We start from the raw sequence: 15,797 nt of genomic DNA on the forward strand, positions 1-15,797 counted from the left end.
TATTTGGCCGTTCTTTTCCAGGAGCTCCCCGGAGCCCCAGGAAAGAGTGACCAAGGAGAGATGGCTGAGTGGTCGAAGGCGCGCGCCTGGAAAGTGCGTGTACGGGTAACCGTACCGAGGGTTCGAATCCCTCTCTCTCCGCCACTCGACGCGCAGAGTCGAACAGCGAGATAGCGGGATGAAGAACCCGATCTGAGGGTTCGACGAAGGAAGCGCAGCGACCGGAGATGGGACGCCACGGGCGGGTCCACAGGACTTGAGCAACGCTCAACCAATCCCTCTCTCTCCGCCACTTTTGCCCCAGGCAAAAGCGGCTCCGTTCGAGGGATACTCCCTTGTCTCGTCGGCAGAGCTCCTCGTACCGAAGCCGAAGGCTGACACTTGAGGACCAAAGGGAGGAAACATGTCGTCACTTCGCTCCTCGGTACTCTCCGCCACTCGACGCGCAGCGTCGAACAGCGAGATAGCGGGAGGAAGAACCCGATCCGAGGGTTCGACGATGGAAGCGCAGCGACCGGAGATGGGACGCCACGGGCGGGTCCACAGGACTTGAGCAACGCTCAACCAATCCCTGCCTCCGCCACGTAAACGCCCGCGGAATGCGGTTTTTGTGGTTATGCTGAGAAACCGATACGATTCACTCGATCCATTGAAGCAAACTTGGCTCCCACTCGAGATTCATTGGCTTCTGCTCGGAAGCATTGAGCCATCCACCCAGGTTCCCTCGATTAGAATCTCGGTGCGGTTTTGGGGTATGCCAAAGTTTTGTTCGCCGATAAGACCAACAAGAGTCCGAATCGCAGTGCGGCCGATTTCTTTTGGGTTCTGGTCAATCCCAGCGTCGATCGGAGTATCGTGAACACTGGTAGTCGCTAGAGCGATGTCTTCAGGGATTCGATACCCCAGATCAGCCAACATACGGGGCAAGTCATCTCGATCCGTAATGATCGCATCGGGCTTCGTATTGCTGACCCAAACAGCAAGGCGGTCCTGTCGCTCTACAACCGACTCGCCTTCCTGAAAGTAAAGCGGGGGCAAACGGCGATTCTTTGGCGTGTCCTGCTGGGCCATATAATACCCCGAACAAAATATGCGCATCGAGAGAAGAAGGCCGACGAAACCAATGCGACGATACCCCCTTTCGCTAATCACTTCGAAAGATTTCGATGTATTGGAAGCTTGCGCGCTCGTCACGAAATGAACGGATGGGTACGCTTTCGATCGACCAAAACGTACCACCGCAAAATCCTTCCAATCAACCTCAATGAGGTCGGTCGTGGCGCCGTCTAAGCTAAGATCATGGTCAGGCCCGATCAACACCCCCTGAATGTTCCGAGCCTTAAAAACTTGACCAAGCCTCTTAAGCGGAACCTCGGCTGTACAAAACTCCTCGAGAATGAAGCCCAGCCTTTCCGCCGCTTCCTTGGCTCCCTCCCAGTAAAGCCGAAACTCTCCAATCTCTCGCATCCTTTTCGGACTACTCCAAGGATTGAGCCAAGCGAGAACCGACTGAGCGGGCTTCTCTTTGCTCGTCAAACGGTAATGGGAAAGAGCCGAAAGCAATGGATCGGGAACATAGCCCATTTCCTCGGACTTACGCCTGATCCGATCCTTCATGCCCTCTGAAACCTCGGGGCTATTCCTCAACGCTCTAGAGATTGTCGTATGCGAGACCCCTACCTCCCGTGCGATATCCCGAAGCGTAACTCGTCGATTTCTGTTCAAACCCTTAGCATTTATGCGGGATCCGGCTCCGGACTCTTCACCTAGGAAACTGGATTCACGCAACTTGGTGCGGATTGTCGCACTGGATGTCGCAGGCGGCAAGCAATTATCTCTGGTTGATATCCCCCAAAGACACTCCAAGGGCTCTCAATTTCCCATTTTTCACCGCCTCCTCCCCCCAAACGAAATGCCTCAACCCAAATAGCCACAAGCCCAGGCGACAAACCATATGCTAACCCCCAGACAAGCCTACGCCCCAACTCCGAGAACAAGAGGAAAAAGGCAGGGAATATGAATTCAAAACACGCAACCCGCGCCATACTCGAGTGGACCGCCTGCACGACGCTCGCGACATTAAGCGAAGCGAAAACGCACATCTCCCCCAGCCTCGTCGGCAAGTGGACATCGGAGATGGCAACTCCGGGGAACCCATACCGTGGAAGCCGAATACTCGCTGAAGGCACCCCTAATGGAAATCTAACGACCCTGCGAGCGCTTTACTCAACTCCGATCAAAGGAGAATACACGACCAAGCAATTTACCATGATAAATCTAAACCCAAGGCGAACAATCCTTACCTACGTATTAGGTCTTGTAATAATCAGCAACCTGTTTGCTCAAAACGAAAACCAGCCAGTTGATCCCTACGCGAATGAAACGATCGCTGAACGTGACGCACGTATGGCATGGTTCCGCGAAGCGAGGTTTGGCCTATTCATTCATTGGGGGGTATATGCCGTCCCGGCTGGCACCTACAAGGGGGAACAAGTTTCCGGCATAGGAGAATGGATCATGAACAAGGCCAAAATCCCCGTGACCGAATACCAAGCGTTTGCCAAACAATTCAACCCAATCAAATACGACGCGGACGCCTGGGTTCAATTGGCAAAAGAGGCCGGAATGAAATACATTGTCATTACCTCCAAGCATCACGATGGCTTTGCATTGTTTGACTCCAAGGTATCAGAGTGGGATGTTGTCGACGCATCCCCATATGGTAAGGATTTGATAGCCCCCTTAGCGGAAGCATGCGAAAAACACGGAATGAAATTAGGATTATATTATTCCCAAGCCCAGGACTGGATCCAAGGAGGTTCCGCGAGGGGCGGCAATTGGGATCCTGCGCAGGACCACGACATGGATGACTATATCAAAAACATAGCGGTCCCTCAGGTAGAAGAAATACTCACACAGTATAAACCTGCCGTTTTGTGGTGGGACACCCCTCGCGGCATGAACAAAAGACGCGCGGAACAGCTCTTGCCACTTCTTAAGCTTCGCCCGGGAATCATTCACAACAACCGCCTAGGCGGGGATTACAAAGGCGACATAAGCACACCGGAACAACACATCCCAGGCACCGGGCTTCCAGGCGACTGGGAGTCGTGCATGACCATGAACAAGACGTGGGGATACAAGAGCTATGACCACAATTGGAAGTCTACCAAAACTCTAGTCCACAACCTTGTTGATATCGCGAGCAAGGGAGGAAATTACCTGCTCAACGTGGGGCCGACAGCAGAAGGCCTTATACCGGAGCCGAGCATAGAGCGACTAAAGGCAATCGGGCAATGGATGAAAGCAAACGGTGAATCTGTCTACGGGACTACCGCCAGTCCTTGCAGAACTCCTGCGTGGGGGCGTGTTACGACTCGTGTGGAAAATGGAAGCACGACCTTATATCTAAACGTTTTTGACTGGCCAAAAAGCGGGGAATTATTTCTCCCAGTGACTAACAAGGTCCAGGCTTGCCATCTGCTGGCAGATGAAAATCAGAGATTCCAAACCACGCTTGACGAGCGAGGGATTACGATAGCGCTCACAGGCGAAGCTCCCGATGCGATGAGTTCGGTTGTTGTTTTGAAGCTTAGCGGCGCCCCCAAAGTCAGCGATGCCGACAAAACAATCCAGGAAGCGGACGGCTCAATCTTCCTACCTGCCCAGAAGGCGATCATTAACAACGTCATCGGCTCTCACCTCGCCTACAACAAAGAGAATGATTGCATCGATCATTGGACGAATACTCGCGCGACCATTGATTGGGATTTCGTAGTAAATTCTCCCGGCACATACCGCATTATTCTATCTTCCGCATCAGAGCAGGAAAGCGCCCTTAAGATTTCCATTGGAGATCAATCGATAAACTCAGAAATACCCGCAAGCGGTGACTATGATACGTATAAAGAAGTCGAAGCAGGAATCATTGAGATTGAGAAAGCCGGGGATGTTTCAATTCATCTAGCGCCCGCTTCTAAAGCATGGAACCCCATAAACCTGAAATCGGTCACGCTACTATCCAATTAGGGCCACATCTCCTCGTTATCACCACCGACACTTCAAGCAAACACGCGATATCACGGTTACTACCCAGCAGGGCGAATCGATCCGCTGCAGTTCCTTCTGCACGCAGCAGCCGAGCTTCCCAGTGTTTGAAATTGTACGATTACGACGAATAACATCGCCCAACAATTACCTGCTCCCCCGAACTAGCCCTACCGCTAGCCTTCGGGGGACCAGCTCAAAACCCTGAGCTTAGCCCTCAAGCCTTCGCCGACATCCTTCCAGAAACCCAACTCCCGGCGATGCGACACGACATACGAGCGCCCGCCAAAACCAAGGAGGCCCTCGTCCGCGATCGCACAAAAACGACGCAAGCTCACGCCCGGGAAGAGTCGCGAGGCAAGGGACCGCGTCGATAGCGCCCTTGGGATTGAACCTGGTCCGGACGATCAGGCGGCGTATCGGTTACATTGGCACGATGCCGATCTCCCATCTTCTCCTCGCCGAAGCGTTCGCAGGATTCCGGACTCTCCTTCACCTCCTCCGGAACGATCTAGACAGCGACCATCTCGACGTCCTCGGGAAAACAACACCTTAGCCATCCACGTACCGTAGCAGATCATGGTCGCCGAAAGAAAGACGCACTAGGACGGACGCTTCCGAACAAAATGCGCACATTAATGATGGAGTGCATTCCGATGGCGCCGGCTGCAACACAACGAGCGCTCAATGCATCCTGCCGCGCCGCCCCCTCCGCGGACAAAGAAAGTTGGCCGAGAGAGCTCACAAGGAGAGCAATTCAAACCCAAGGGCTCCCTCTCAACGAAGCGGAACGGGGATGCGATGCATTAGAGCGAAGCTCCGCACGAAGTGAGCCAATCCCTTGTCCCGTCGCGCACTCCTCGTACCGAAGCCGAAGGCTGACACTTGAGGACCAAAGGGAGGAAACATGTCGTCACTTCGCTCCTCGGTACTCTCCGCCACTCAACGCGCAGAGTCGAATAACGAGATAGCGGGATGAAGAACCCGATCCGAGGGTTCGACGAAGGAAGCGCAGCGACCGGAGATGGGACGCCAAGGGCGGGTCCAAAGGACTTGAGCAACGCTCAACCAATCCCTCTCTCCTCGGTACTTTAACTTACTTCGAAGAGACACGAGTAGACATGCTTTACAGCAAGAGGAATCTGAGTTCCAACACGCACGTGTTCGCGCTTCCCGAGAGCCACATTCCTCGATAAGCGCCCTAATTCGCTAATTGCCATCGAGATAGAGTAAGCGGGGAAGTTTGGTTATCCCGCTTATCTCATTGAACAACTTCCCGAGATTGGCGAAGTTGGGCTTTCATGAGCGAGAAGCAGCCCAGCTTTGTTGTCTACGTAGATGAATCCGGCGATGAAGGATTCGTATTCCGTAACGATGGCTCAGGGAGCTCACGCTGGTTCGTCTTATCAGCTACAGTCATTCGAAAATCGAATGACCTCAAGATGGTAGAATGCCTTAAGGAAACGAGAGAAGTGCTAAGGAAGAAGCCCAAAACACCACTCCATTTCGTCGATCTGAAGCACGAGCAGAGGGTACCCTACATCAAGCGTGTTGGAAAACTGCCTATAAGAACGGTCAGTGTACTGATCCATAAGCCTTCGATCAAAGAACCCGAAAAATTCCAGAATCACAAATTCCTACTGTATCGCTATGCAACCCGCCTACTTCTCGAAAGGACATCCTGGCTTTGTCGAGATCATCGGAAAAAAGACGAGGGGAACGGCTCTGCTGATATCATTTTTTCGAACAGAAGCATCATGTCTTACGAAGAAATCAAAGACTACCTGCGTGTTCTGCTAGAGCAAAGCGACCCCGGCCTAGCCCAGGTGCAGATCGAAAAAACAGTAGTTGATCCTACAAGGATCAGATCCGTTGAACACGGGAAACTTGCCGGCCTACAAGTTGCGGATGCAGTCGCATCAGGAGTGCACTTCGCGGTGAAGCGAAACCTTTATGGGGAAAGCGAACCTAGTTATCTTCAGCACCTCAAGCGATCGGTTTATCGCCATGAAGGGAATCCTTTCGGTTACGGTATCAAATTCTGGCCTGACGACTTCGAAACCGTAAAACAAAAAGCTCCCGAAGTTGAAAACTTCGAGAGCTTCTAAAATTGTAGGCCCCAGAAACCGAGGATCCCACCCATAAAGGGCTGCCACTCAAGGAGAGCGACCTCTACTTCTTCTGCGCTTGCCTAGAGACGATTTCTGCAAAAACGCAGCCCCTTGTCAAGGCGGCTGTCTTGAGCGGCGTTTCAATAGGCTCCCGAGCACTCCCTCACCTCGACGTACCCCATCTCTTTATAGGCCGGCTTACGCTTTCGAAACATGCTCAACGCGATGGGCAATTTTTCATCGATGAAATCGAATACCCTGACTTCGCCTTTGCCTTCGCATTTTCTGTGCAAACGCCCCGCATACTGAATGAGACGCCCCTTGAAAGAAATGGGCATCGACAGAAAGAGCGTATCCAATTCAGGGAGATTATACCCTTCCCCTAGAAATGAGCCAGTTGCCAGCAAGCAAATTCCTTTCCCATCACTCAGACTCATACGAATACGCTCGTTTTGCTCCTTCAGAGCCTTCGTACCTCTTCCTCCCGTCATCAATTCAGGAACAATACCCATCCTCCTCGTGCACTCGCGAAGCAAGGTTCCCATTGACTCCAAATGGGAAACGCGGTCGGAGATGATAAGGCACTTACGTCCATCCCTTAGCTGTCTCCGCACAAAGGAGACAAGCAATTCATTTCTTCGCACATCCTGAATGAGCTCTTCCCAAATCTCATGAAGGGCCAAATGCGTTCCAAGCCCTGACCCAAATCCCGTTTCTACAAATTGGATACGTTTTTCCAGACTCGGATCCGAATATTCAGATATTCGGAACCTGACTGGACCACATTGCTGGAAAAGCAAGTTTTCCAAACCATCCTTCCTACTGGGGGTTGCGGTGAGCCCCAATATCCGCCGGCAAGCACACAGCTTTAAGACACCTTCAAAGCTGACAGCAGGCATATGATGACACTCGTCGATCACCACCAAGCTGTAGTTGCGAAAGAACGAGGCCACGTCTTCGGTGCGAGCAAGACTCTGAATCATTACCACATCAACAATACCGCTTAGCTTCCTTTTGCCCCCGCCCCAGATTCCACAACGCTCTTCTGAAATAGTCGTGAACTCTCCCAAACGCTCTCTCCATTGGTCTGCAAGAGAGCGACGGTTGATGAGAATGACCGTTGCCAGTTTCCATCGAGCAATCAATGCACATGCCATTACTGTTTTACCCGATCCTGGCGGAGCTACCAGCACACCATACTCATTGGCTTCAATTGCGGCGACAGCGCTCTTCTGGACTCTGGTGAGTGTCCCCGCGAATCTTATACGTATTCGCTTCTCGCTTAATCGAAAATCCTCGACCTCCAAACGGGACCCCCTAGTCGCAAATAATTCCGTAACGGCTTCCATGCACCCACGCGGAATCGTTATCCAACCAGATTGTCGTCCTGCACTCACAATGTAGCGAGGAATACCAAACACCGGAAAGCGCATCCTCTGCTTTTCAAAAAACTCGGGATTGGGGAACGTCGCCAGTCGAATAATCTTGGCGATAAACTCATCGGGCAACCCCTCCTCCGGAATTAACAGGGACTCCCTCAACTCAACCCTCCAATCCGGTATCTTTACCGCCGCTCCCCCGAGCTTGCCTCCCGTGAGTGAAACAACTGCAATATCCTCCGGAGAGCATTCTTCTATTGGCGAAATTTCAACGAAACGTTCCAAAGCGGTTCGGATGTGATGTTCCCAATAGCATGGCGTCTTAGCCAGAGTCGCCCATTGATCTTCGAAAACGAATAGATTTGTATCAACAAAAACAGTACAGCCGCTTTTCCTTCGGCTCCACTGTAGAGGCAATCCGATCAGGTTTCCAAATCCGCCCCTTGGCATTGTGTCTTGATTCGGGAAAAAACGGTCGTAAGCCCCTAAATCGACTTTCGACAGTCGGCTGGACACCTCGCCCAGAATAACCGTCCCCAAACTTCGAGCGAGTCGAGCAGGAATTGGTTCTGCAAAGAAGAGCCATACGTGGGCGCCGTTTCCAGATCTCGAAATCTCAATAAGAGTTCGAAACCCGAAAATTTCAGCAGAATCCGAATAAGCCACCGCACACGCTTCCCAACCTTCGCCATCAAAGTCCGCTGCGAGGAAAATACAGGTATCGTCCTTTCGAATCGAATACGAGCCAATCGTATGCTTCCCCCTCAAGTGGTCTTCGATAACCTTTTCATCGAGTCTAGAGAATTTGGACGAACCAAAACGGGAGTAAAACTCTGACGGTCTCAAACGAACTCCCGCTTCGTAAACCGTTTCGCAAACCGGATAGTAGCCCTTGGTCCCTTTCGATACATTTTCCCAAAACCTTGGAAAGATGTCCGGTCGTGCCGCAAAACGCCGCTTGAAGAGCAAAACTTTATCTTCTGGATTTACAGGAACCTCATCAAGGACTGCTTCCATCTGCCTCTGCGAGCCCGCACGTTCCATCGCATGGAGTTCCGACAATATCTCCAACCTCTCGTCTTGCAGAGCTGACAAACGCTTCCGCAGATCTTCAAAATGACTCCCCGGCTCGGATTCCATCTGGTCAAGGAATACAAAAACAAGGAATCAGAACTCAACCGACAATTTGAAGTCGCACTTTCATAATCAGAGGCATCGTTAAGATCCGAGGGATCTTCACGTTTTCCTAAGCAGGTGAGGCTTTGCCAACCTGAAGCGTCTGCCCATAGCGCTTCGCCAACCAAAACCAGCAAAAATCAGACGTCGCCCCTCGAACGGACCTACACTCTAGCTAGATCCCAGCCCACCGGCTAGAAAAGTTCCACACATAGGCTCCGAGGCTATTCGGAGCAACGCTCCCCACCCCGCACCACAGTGTCGCCAGTGTCACGCCCAGTGTGACAGGGACTGTGTCAAGTGCACAAGAATGGCTCGAAAGTTGGCACAGGCAACGAGCTTCGCAGCGCCCTAGATGCACCCAACATTCATCTGATCTGCAATCACTTACAGATTTTCCGACGTCGCCAAAAAGCTCAGGCGCGGCTTATGCGAGTGCAGGCCCGCAAAATTTCAGGATCCGGCCCAAACGATCCGGCCTCTGCAGATTCGCCAGACCCGCCGATTCGCCAGCCGGACCGAAGAAAAAACCTTAAGAACCGAACAGGAGAACAAACATGTCCGTAGTTGCAAAACCGAACATCAAACCCCTCGGAGCCCGCGCTCTCGTACGCCGCGTCGAGGAAGATGAAAAGCAAGTGGGTGGCATCTTCATCCCAGATTCCGCCAAGGAAAAGCCCCAGCAGGCCGAAGTCATCGCAGTCGGCCCTGGCGAGCAGGAGGACGGCAAGACAACGCCCCTGCCCGTCAAGGAAGGCGATCGCGTGCTGCTCAGCAAGTATGGGGGAACCGACATCAAATACGACGGAGAGGACTACCTGCTCGTCCGCGAAGACGACATCCTCGCCATTATCGAGTCATAAGCCAATCACCGGAGGAAACCAGTCATGAGCAAGAAACAACTCGTGTTCGACGAATCAGCCCGCAAGAAGATCCTAAAGGGCGTCGAAACCCTAGCCAACGCCGTTAAGGTCACCATGGGCCCCAAAGGTCGCAACGTCCTCATCGGCAAAAAATTCGGAGCCCCCAAGTCCACCAAGGACGGCGTGACCGTAGCCAAGGAGATCGAGCTCTCCGACCCCTACGAAAACATGGGCGCCCAGCTGGCCCGCGAAGTCGCGTCCAAGACCGCCGACTCGGCAGGCGACGGCACCACCACCGCAACCGTGCTCGCCCACGCCATCTACAAGGAAGGCATCAAGTCGGTCGCCGCCGGCTCCAACCCGATCTACCTCAAGCGCGGCATCGACCAAGCCTCCGAGGTTTTGGTCGAAAGCCTGCACAAGCTCTCCAAGGAAGTCTCCAGCAACGATGAGATCCGCCAAGTCGCAACCGTCTCCGCAAACTGGGACTCGGAGATCGGCAACATCATTGCCGACGCCATGGAAAAGGTCGGCAAGGACGGCACCATCACCGTCGAAGAAGCCAAGTCCATGGAAACCACGCTCGACGTGGTGGAGGGCATGCAGTTCGACAAAGGCTTCCTAAGCCCCTACTTCTGCACGGACGCCGAGGCTCAGGAAGCTGTATTGGAAAATCCATACATCCTCTGCTTCGAGAAGAAGATCAGCAACCTCAAGGACCTGCTCCCGCTGCTCCAAGAGGTTTCGAAGCAGGGCAAGCCGCTGCTCATCATCGCCGAGGACATCGAAGGCGAAGCCCTTGCCACCCTCGTGGTCAACAAGATCCGCGGCACCCTCGACGTAGCCGCCGTCAAGGCCCCCGGCTTCGGCGACCGCCGCAAGGCTATGATGCAAGACATCGCCATCCTCACCGGCGGCAAGTTCATCACCGAAGACCTCGGCATTAAGCTCGAAAGCGTTAAGCTCGACGATCTCGGCAGCGCCAAGCGGGTCACCATCACCAAGGAAGATACCACCATCATCGAAGGGGCCGGCTCCAAGTCCGACATCGAAGGTCGCGTCAAACAGATCCGCCGCCAGATCGAGGAAACGACCTCCGACTACGACCGCGAAAAGCTGCAGGAACGCCTGGCCAAGCTCGCTGGCGGCGTAGCCGTCATCAACGTCGGAGCCGCCACGGAGCCCGAGCTCAAGGAAAAGAAGGACCGGGTGGACGATGCGCTCCACGCGACCCGAGCCGCCGTCGACGAAGGCATCCTTCCCGGTGGTGGCGTCGCCCTGCTCCGCGCCGCTGCCGCTCTCGACGAATCCATCGCCAAGATGGACGAGGGCGACCCGAAGCAAGGCGCCCGCATCGTGCGCCGCGCCATCGAGGCCCCCCTCCGCCAGCTCTGCGAAAACGCTGGCGTGGAGGGCGCCTCCATCGTCATCGAAGTCCTCAAGCGCAAGGACAACGAAGGCTACAACGTGGCCACTGGCCAGTACGAGGACCTCGTCAAGGCCGGCGTGGTCGACCCAACCAAGGTCACCCGCCAAGCCCTGCAGAACGCTGCCAGCATCGCCGGCCTTCTCCTCACCACGGACTGCATGATCACCGAAGTGCCGGAGAAGAAGAAGGAGACAGCTCCTGCCGGAGGCGAGGACTTCGACTACTAAGCATCTAACCCGCGCTACAAACTACCAAACCAGCAAAAGGGCCACCCTCCTCGGGGTGGCCCTCTTTACTTTCAGAGCGCCCTACGAAAAGCCGAGGCGACAAGAGGCCCCCATTCGCGGTCTCCACTCCCCTTCAGCCCATGAGTCACCCTGACTCATCCCAGTGCGCAATCGACACAGGAGCGTGCAGCCACAACCACACAACTATCTGTTTTTACGAGACTTACAGCACACGCACAACTGGCATCCGCTATGCAGATTCATGCCTGCAGTTTTGCCAACATTCAGATGGGTACTAACAATCAAAAAGGAGGAACGAAAAATGACGAACCAACTAATACCGCAGAACTGGAAGGAATCGTTGAGTGAACTCCGCGAGGAAATCGGCGAAACCGTGGACCGCTGGATTTCGCGACTGAAACCCGAACAGCGCAAGGAGGCCAAAGACGCCCTCGCCAAGGAGGATCCGTTTTGGAACCCTATTCGCTTCGGGGACGGCCCCCGCGTCGAGATGGAAGAAAGCGAAGACGCCATCAAGGTCGTCGCTGAACTCCCTGGCCTCGCCAAGGAGGACTTCCAAGTCGATCTCGACGACCGCTACCTAACCATCCGAGGAGAAAAGAGCGGCCGCAGCGAACGCAAGGAGGGCCACCTGCATATCAGCGAGTGCAGCTACGGCTCGTTCACGCGGGTCATCCCGCTCCCCTGCGAAGTCGATCGAGACAAAGCTAAAGCCAAGTACAAGCACGGCGAACTGCGTCTCGTCCTGCCAAAAACTGAATCCGCCAAGGCTCGTCGTATCGAAATATCAGTTGAATAAAGATCGCCGAACCAAACTTCGGGAGATCGCCCCTCAAGGGTGCAAAAGCGTATTCTAATCATCGATACGCAAATGGGATGGAGGAACTATGAATATCGTTAAAAAACTGACCGTGGCTTCAATGCTGTGCGCGATCGTCGCGACTCCAAGTTTCGCAGTGGCGAAAACGGAACGCGACACAATCCGGGTTTCGTTTCACGAACCCAGCCGCTACGCAGACATCGACTACGATGGCATGAACAGCGAAAAGGGACACCAATTGGTGTTCGAGCAAATCCGCTCGGTTTTCGCCGAGACGGCCCACCACTGGCTGCCGCCCAGCTATCAACTGGAGGTAACCGTGCTCGATATCGACTTGGCTGGCGAATACGAGCCACACCGTGGAGCCAACTTCCCCAGGGTCATCAAGGAGATCTACAGTCCGCGGATAAAGTTCGACTACCGCGTGCTCGATGCCGACGGGGAGATCGTCCGCGAGGGCTCAGAAACCCTCCGCAACGACTCCTTCCTTTCGGATCCTACGCGAGCCATCAAAGGCAACCAAGAAGTCGCTTACGACGTCTCGCAACTGATCAGAGACTGGGGTAGCAAGATGAAGAGAGACAAACTCTCTTAGGACATAATATATAAAACAAAGACCGGCTCCGGATACGTAAGAATCCGGAGCCCATTTTTTAGTTTCGAACGCTCTAGGGAATTCCCTCAAACCGGGTCGCCAGTTTCTGAATACACCGGCGAAATCGATCCCCCTGGCGCCCGTCCTCGGAAGCCACCGCAACTTGACGAATATGCTAGAGTCGTAGGCGTATGGTCGCACTAGATTATTTGATCGTGGGCGCTTATCTGGCAGGACTGCTCGCCTGCGGCATCCTACTGGCCCGCAAAGCGAGCAAGGGCTCCGAAGCCTATTTCCTGGGCGACCGCAACTTGCCGTGGTGGGCCCTCGGGGCCTCTGGCATGTCGAGCAACCTCGATGCAGCGGGCACCATGACCATCGTGACGCTGCTCTACTTGTTTGGCGTACACGGCTTCTTCATCGAAATGCGCGGAGGAGTCGTGCTGCCGATCGCGGTCTTCCTGGCCTTCATGGGGAAATGGCATCGACGCAGCGGCGTGGTCACCACTGCGGAGTGGATGCAGCTACGCTTCGGGACCGGGTTTGGCGGAAAAGCGGCGCGGGCCCTAGCGGCCCTCACCTACTTGGCCATCACGGTCGGCATGATCGTCTTCTTCCTCGCCGCGGCAGGCAAGTTTCTGGCGACCTTGCTGCCATTCGACGCCACGACCTGCTCCGTGGCGATGGCGTCCATTGCCCTGGTCTACACCTTAATGAGCGGACTCTACGGAGTCGTTTGGACCGATGTTTTCCAAGGATTCCTCATCGCCGGAGCCGCCATCTACGTCGCCATCCGCGGAGCCTTGCTATTGGACGCGGACCTCATCTCCAATTGGGAAGCCGCCCGTTACAACACCCTGCTGCCCCTGCTATCCGACAAAGGCTTGGGCGAATACGAATGCTTCATCGCCTTCCTGCTTGCGTGGATCGCTAAGGGCTTGATCGAGGGACTCGGCGGAAGCGGCGGTTCCGCCTACATGGCCCAGCGCTTCTACGCGGCTCGCTCCGATCGGGAGTGCCAAAAGGTAGGCATGCTGTGGATCGCCCTCTTCTCCTTCCGTTGGCCCATGGCCCTCGGATTCGCCATCATCGGCATCGCTCTCGGGATCGGAGGGGAAGATCCGGAACGCCTGCTGCCCCAAGTTTTGATGTCCGACGTATTCCCGGACGGGATACGCGGACTGACCATCGCCGCACTATTGGCCGCTTCGATGTCCACCTTCGACTCCACCATCAACGCCGGCGCCTCCTACGCGACTCGAGACCTGCTGGTGCCGCTCTTTCCGAAGGCCAGCGAACGAATGCAAGTGTGGTTTGGATACGCAGCGTCCACCGTCATCGTAGCCCTCGGCCTCGCCATCGCGCTCCTGGGCGTGGAATCGATCGTGGACGTTTGGGTGGTGATCGTCATTCAGCTCTTCCCCGCATTTCTAGCGCCCTTCGCACTACGCTGGTTTTGGGGACGGTTCACCGGAGAAGGCTTCAGCGCCGGCATCCTTGCCGGATTCGCGACCTCAGCCTGGCTGGCCTTTTCGGAGACGGGCCAAACGCTCAACGAGGTCGAAACGCTGGCTGCGGTGATCGCCGTCTCGTTCCTAGCCTGCGTCGCCGGCACCTACCTATCCCGCCCCACCGACCAGCGGGTCTTGCAGCAATTCTACAAGAAGACCCGCCCCAACGGCCTCTGGCCAGCCTCTTGGAAACGAGACCACCTCGCCGAGCTGCGTACCAATTGGCTCCGCCTCCTCGCCGCTCTTACGTGGCAAATATCAACCTTCATGCTACCCATGATGCTTGTATTGAAAAAATGGGGATACGCAGGGATCCTAGCGTTGGTCTGGACCCTATCCTTTCTCGCTCTAAGGCAAATGCAGGAGCGAGACGAGCCAGCCTAACTCCCCTCCAGTCGCTCGCCCCGATCCTCCCGAAGGCGGAAGCTGCGAAGGGCGCTTTCGATTTTTTCCCGATCGAGATCGATGCCGATAAAAACGATCTCCTGGCGGCGGTCGCCCGTCTTCGCATCCCACCGTAGCCACTCCTCCGCGGGGATTCGCGAGCGGTCGATCTCGCCGCTCTCCAGCAAGGCCTGCCTCCACTTTCCGAGATGGTCGAAGCGCAGCGAATCGCCCGCGAGCGAGAGGTAGCCCATCCGGTCCGGTTCCCGGTCCGTCCACACGAATCCCTTGGCCCGCAGCAAGCCGGGTATCGAGCTCCGCAAGAACGCCAGCAGCTTGCCATGCGACACAGGAAACCTCGCTCGAAACACAAACGCCTCCAACCCGAAGTCGCTATGCCGGTGGGCCTTCGCCGACTCGCCCGTCCCCGCTCCCTCGCCTTTCGCAAACTCCAGATCGCAGCGCGAGCGCTTGAAAGCGGTGGATACATCGAAGCGCTCCCCATCCAGCAAGGCGTCCCAATCAACGCGACCTTCGCGGACCGCCAGCACCTCCGCCTCCGGACACAAGGCAGCGAGGGCTCGGCGGGAGCGGAGCAAGGCCTCCTGCTCGACGAGGTCCACCTTGTTCAGAACGATCACGTTCGCCGCCTCCACCTGCAAGGCGAGCAACTCGCTCAGCGGCCGACGCGGATCCGAGAGGAGCATCAGCGAACGGCGTACCGGAGTGTAGGCCTCCTCGACCTTCTTCACCCACCATCCAGCGTCGACCACCGTAACCAAATTTACGATACGAACCAAATCCAAGGGAGAAACGCCGTTCGCGTCCCGAGCCACCAAACTCCCCACAACGCCTTGCGGCTCCGCGATCCCCGTCGCCTCGACGAGGATGACCTCGGGCTTCCTTTCAGCCAGCTTGACTACCGCTTCGCCAAAAGCTCCCCGCATGCCGCAGCAAATGCAGCCGTTGCTAAGCTCCACCACATCGCCAGCCGACCGCGCCTCCAGCTGGGCGACCTCCTGAGCCAGGGCCGCGTCGATATTTACCTCCCCCACATCGTTGACCAAGGCTGCGATCCGACGCCCCTTCGCCTCCCTGAGAAGATGGTTGAGCACGGTCGTCTTGCCAGCTCCTAGGAATCCGCCCAAAACGACGAGAGGGATACGCCCGTCAGACGCATCCCTACCGCTATTCGTATCACTCGTGCTGGCGAGGTCTCCCACTTCCGCAGAGT

At 55.4% G+C, this 15,797-nt stretch carries 10 protein-coding genes and 1 tRNA gene; 8 read left to right on the forward strand and 3 right to left on the reverse strand.

Annotated features, from left to right (window positions below):
• Window positions 1-54 precede the first annotated feature (54 nt).
• Window positions 55-144 (forward strand) — tRNA-Ser (locus QEH57_RS14850).
• Window positions 145-678: 534 nt separating this feature from the next.
• Here the strand turns inward: QEH57_RS14850 and QEH57_RS14855 are convergent.
• Window positions 679-1,866 (reverse strand): LacI family DNA-binding transcriptional regulator, encoded by a 1,188-nt coding sequence (locus tag QEH57_RS14855; RefSeq protein WP_309007540.1) that lies wholly within the window; start codon window positions 1,864-1,866, stop codon window positions 679-681.
• 150 nt (window positions 1,867-2,016) lie between these two features.
• On the opposite strand from QEH57_RS14855, the gene QEH57_RS14860 reads away from it, so the two are divergent.
• Both QEH57_RS14860 and QEH57_RS14865 read left to right on the forward strand, forming a co-directional pair.
• The gene (locus QEH57_RS14860) at window positions 2,017-4,029 is read left to right on the forward strand and encodes an alpha-L-fucosidase (protein ID WP_309007541.1); all 2,013 of its coding nucleotides are present in this window, start codon (window positions 2,017-2,019) and stop codon (window positions 4,027-4,029) included.
• Between the two features lie 1,319 nt (window positions 4,030-5,348).
• Window positions 5,349-6,155 (forward strand): DUF3800 domain-containing protein, encoded by an 807-nt coding sequence (locus QEH57_RS14865; protein ID WP_309007542.1) that lies wholly within the window; start codon window positions 5,349-5,351, stop codon window positions 6,153-6,155.
• A gap of 143 nt (window positions 6,156-6,298) precedes the next feature.
• Here QEH57_RS14865 and QEH57_RS14870 read toward each other — a convergent pair whose 3' ends face one another.
• Window positions 6,299-8,677, reverse strand: a complete 2,379-nt coding sequence (locus QEH57_RS14870; RefSeq protein WP_309007543.1) for a DEAD/DEAH box helicase family protein — start codon at window positions 8,675-8,677, stop codon at window positions 6,299-6,301.
• 593 nt (window positions 8,678-9,270) lie between these two features.
• On the opposite strand from QEH57_RS14870, the gene QEH57_RS14875 reads away from it, so the two are divergent.
• The 5 genes from QEH57_RS14875 (at window position 9,271) to QEH57_RS14895 (ending at window position 14,563) form a co-directional block, all read left to right on the forward strand.
• Window positions 9,271-9,576: a co-chaperone GroES gene (locus QEH57_RS14875; protein ID WP_309007544.1), complete on the forward strand. Its 306-nt coding sequence runs from the start codon at window positions 9,271-9,273 to the stop codon at window positions 9,574-9,576.
• Window positions 9,577-9,600: 24 nt separating this feature from the next.
• The gene (gene groL / locus QEH57_RS14880; RefSeq protein WP_309007545.1) at window positions 9,601-11,232 is read left to right on the forward strand and encodes a chaperonin GroEL; all 1,632 of its coding nucleotides are present in this window, start codon (window positions 9,601-9,603) and stop codon (window positions 11,230-11,232) included.
• Between the two features lie 322 nt (window positions 11,233-11,554).
• Window positions 11,555-12,052 (forward strand): Hsp20/alpha crystallin family protein, encoded by a 498-nt coding sequence (locus tag QEH57_RS14885; RefSeq protein WP_309007546.1) that lies wholly within the window; start codon window positions 11,555-11,557, stop codon window positions 12,050-12,052.
• 88 nt (window positions 12,053-12,140) lie between these two features.
• Complete coding sequence (locus QEH57_RS14890) at window positions 12,141-12,668, forward strand: DUF3016 domain-containing protein (RefSeq protein ID WP_309007547.1); 528 nt, start codon at window positions 12,141-12,143, stop codon at window positions 12,666-12,668.
• A gap of 191 nt (window positions 12,669-12,859) precedes the next feature.
• On the forward strand, window positions 12,860-14,563 hold the full coding sequence (locus QEH57_RS14895; RefSeq protein WP_309007548.1) for a hypothetical protein: 1,704 nt from the start codon (window positions 12,860-12,862) through the stop codon (window positions 14,561-14,563).
• On the opposite strand, the gene QEH57_RS14900 is transcribed toward QEH57_RS14895, so the two are convergent.
• The gene (locus QEH57_RS14900) at window positions 14,560-15,786 is read right to left on the reverse strand and encodes a GTP-binding protein (RefSeq protein ID WP_309007550.1); all 1,227 of its coding nucleotides are present in this window, start codon (window positions 15,784-15,786) and stop codon (window positions 14,560-14,562) included. The genes QEH57_RS14895 and QEH57_RS14900 overlap by 4 nt on opposite strands.
• Window positions 15,787-15,797: the final 11 nt, after the last annotated feature.

The sequence above is a fragment of the Pelagicoccus sp. SDUM812005 genome, from assembly GCF_031127875.1.
Lineage (GTDB): Bacteria > Verrucomicrobiota > Verrucomicrobiia > Opitutales > Opitutaceae > Pelagicoccus.

What these genes read in the sequence shown, in the direction of transcription:
- groL (WP_309007545.1), top strand. Translation starts at nt 9,601, where the DNA reads ATGAGCAAGAAACAACTCGTGTTCGACGAATCAGCCCGCAAGAAGATC.
- QEH57_RS14870 (WP_309007543.1), bottom strand. Translation starts at nt 8,677, where the DNA reads ATGGAATCCGAGCCGGGGAGTCATTTTGAAGATCTGCGGAAGCGTTTG.
- QEH57_RS14860 (WP_309007541.1), top strand. Translation starts at nt 2,017, where the DNA reads ATGAATTCAAAACACGCAACCCGCGCCATACTCGAGTGGACCGCCTGC.
- QEH57_RS14865 (WP_309007542.1), top strand. Translation starts at nt 5,349, where the DNA reads ATGAGCGAGAAGCAGCCCAGCTTTGTTGTCTACGTAGATGAATCCGGC.
- QEH57_RS14875 (WP_309007544.1), top strand. Translation starts at nt 9,271, where the DNA reads ATGTCCGTAGTTGCAAAACCGAACATCAAACCCCTCGGAGCCCGCGCT.
- QEH57_RS14890 (WP_309007547.1), top strand. Translation starts at nt 12,141, where the DNA reads ATGAATATCGTTAAAAAACTGACCGTGGCTTCAATGCTGTGCGCGATC.
- QEH57_RS14885 (WP_309007546.1), top strand. Translation starts at nt 11,555, where the DNA reads ATGACGAACCAACTAATACCGCAGAACTGGAAGGAATCGTTGAGTGAA.
- QEH57_RS14895 (WP_309007548.1), top strand. Translation starts at nt 12,860, where the DNA reads ATGGTCGCACTAGATTATTTGATCGTGGGCGCTTATCTGGCAGGACTG.